General features: G+C 67.3%; 1 protein-coding gene and 1 pseudogene. Both read right to left on the bottom strand.

All coding sequences use genetic code 11. The features are described 5' to 3' along the window. Positions 1–1,605: cache domain-containing protein (locus tag AC3DE2_RS20115; protein ID WP_488427552.1), on the bottom strand; the 1,605-nt coding region annotated here is incomplete at its 3' end. Between the two features lie 409 nt (positions 1,606–2,014). Further along, positions 2,015–2,379 (bottom strand): annotated as a pseudogene (locus AC3DE2_RS20110) (methyl-accepting chemotaxis protein); the annotation flags it as partial.

Here is a 2,379-nt window from a genome sequence, read left to right as displayed (position 1 = left end):
GGCCAGGTTGCCGTCGGTGGTTTCCATCAGCTGGTTCAGGCCGGCGACCATGTCGCGGAAGTCATGCTGGTAGCGGTCCACGTCGCCGCGCTGGCTGAAGTCGCCGGCGGCCGCCGCGCTGGCCAGTCGCTTGATTTCGACGTTGATGGCCGACAGGCTCGCCTTGGTGGCGTCCATGGTCTCGGTCAGGGTGGCCTTCTCGCCGGGCAGGCGGTCCATGTCCGGGCTCAGGTCGCCGATCGCGTAGCGCTGCATGATCCGCTGCGCGCTGCCGATCGCTTCCAGGTGCGAGGCGACCAGGGCATTGGTGTCGCGGACCATGCGGCCGTACTCGCCCGGGAACGTGGCGTCGTCGATGCGATAGCTGATCTGGCCTTCGTCGTGCCGCCGGGTCATTTCGCCCAGCACGTCGATCAGGGCATGGATCTGGGTCTGCATGCGCTGCATCGCGCCCTGCAACTGGCCCAGTTCATCGCTGCGGTCCTGGTTGATGCGGTTGTCCAGGCGGCCGTCGGCGATCGCATGCGATACCCGCACCGCCTCGGCCAGTGGCTTGAGCACCTGCCGGCGCATCAGCACGTACAGCGCGCCGCACAGGACACCGGCGGCGACCAGGCCGACCAGCATGATCGTCCACAGCAGCGAGCGCGCCTGTTGCATCAGCAGCGAGCGGGGCACCGCCACGCCCAGGGCGAAGCGCTGTGATGCCGCGCCAATCTGCAACGGCACGTAGGCCTCGACCATCTCCTTGTCGCGCGCGGTGTCGTTCACTTCGCGGAACACGCTCTCGCCCTTGGCGATGCTGGCCAGCACCGAACGGGTGTCCGCGTCCTCCAGTTTGCGGCCGACCTTGGCCGAATCGGGATCGGCGACCACGGTGCCGGCCGGCGACAGCAGGCGGACATGGCCTTCGCCCATCGGCCGCAGTTTGGCGATCGATTTCTGCAGGGACTCCAGGGTGAAGTCCACGGTCATCGCGCCGACGAAACGGCCGTCTTCCAGGATCGGCGTGGCCAGGGTCGTCATCAGCACCTTGCGCCCGCCGATTTCGTATTCGTACGGCTCCAGCACCACCGGCTGCTTGAGCTTGCGCGGCAGCAGGTACCAGTCGCCGTTGCCGGGCACTTCATAGTCGCGCAGCGCTTCCAGCATGGGTTCGCCGTTGCTCCAGGCCCAGTAGCTCATGAACCGGCCCGTCGCGTCGTGTCCCGGGGTGGTGACGTTCTCCGCGTCCTTGCCGTCGAAGGCCTGCGGTTCCCAGATGGTGCCCACGCCCATCCATTCCGGATGCGTCTGCAATTGCTGGCGGATGACTGCGCTGGCGGTGGCGCGATCCAGGCCGCTGTGCGCACGCTGGCTGAGGAAGCTGTCGCGCAGGGTCTCGTTGGTCGAGAACGCGCGCTCCAGATCACCGGAGATGCGCTCGGCTTCCGCCTGCGCCAGGTTCTGCATGCTGGCGTGGGCGCCATCCATCAGCGCATGGCTGCTGCGCACATAGGTGATCAGGGCGGTGACGCCGAACGCCAGCGCGGCGATCAGGGCAGTACCGGACATCAGGCGGGTGGCGACGCTGCTGGCAACGAATTGCCGGAGGGAACGGATCATGGAGTTGGCCGGTAGCGAGGACGGGAGTATCACCAGGCCGATGGGGGTGCGGTCTGCAGATCACAGCATCGGCCGGGCGTCGCCGGGCTTTAGCGGTAATGGCGCTTTTGTTCGATGGATGCAGGGGCGTGGTGAGGACGTCGGCGCGATGCGGCGGACAATCCGCATCGAATGGTCCTCCTTTGCAATGTTCCTCAGCAGCCGAATGACGGATCAACGGAGGCAGGCACCCACGTCAGCGGGTGACGGGGCATTGGCGCTTGGCGAAAAGCAAGCGCTTTTCAACCGCCGGATGGCGGATCAATGGGGGCGGGTCCCGCGTCGACGGGTGATGGGGGATTGGCTGTTCGGGAAAAGCAAATCCCCCTCGGTCCCCCTTCTTCGAAGGGGGAGGCAATCGCTTCCCGGCTCAGAATTCCTGCCAGTCGCCGTCGGCCAGGGCCGGTTCGGGCTTGCGGCGGACCGGCGCGACGGGTTTGCGCGGCGCGGGGCGTGCGGGTATCCGCGTGGCCGGCGCGTTCGCAGCAGCGGGCGCCGCCAGCGCTTCCGGACGCGAGCGCTGCACCACCGCGCCTTCGATGACGAACACGTCTACCGCTTCGCTGAGCAGGCGCGCCTGGTCTTCCATGCTGCGCGCGGCGGCGGAAGCCTCCTCGACCAATGCGGCGTTCTGCTGGGTGGTCTCGTCCATCTGGGTGATGGTCTGGTTGACCTGCTCGATGCCGGCGGACTGCTCCTGCGAGGCGGCGGCGATTTCGGCCATGATGTCGGTGA

It is taken from the genome of Pseudoxanthomonas sp. 68-E7, from assembly GCF_057773145.1.
Note: the sequence above shows the minus strand (reverse complement) of the source record. Positions and strands in the feature narration are given on the sequence as shown.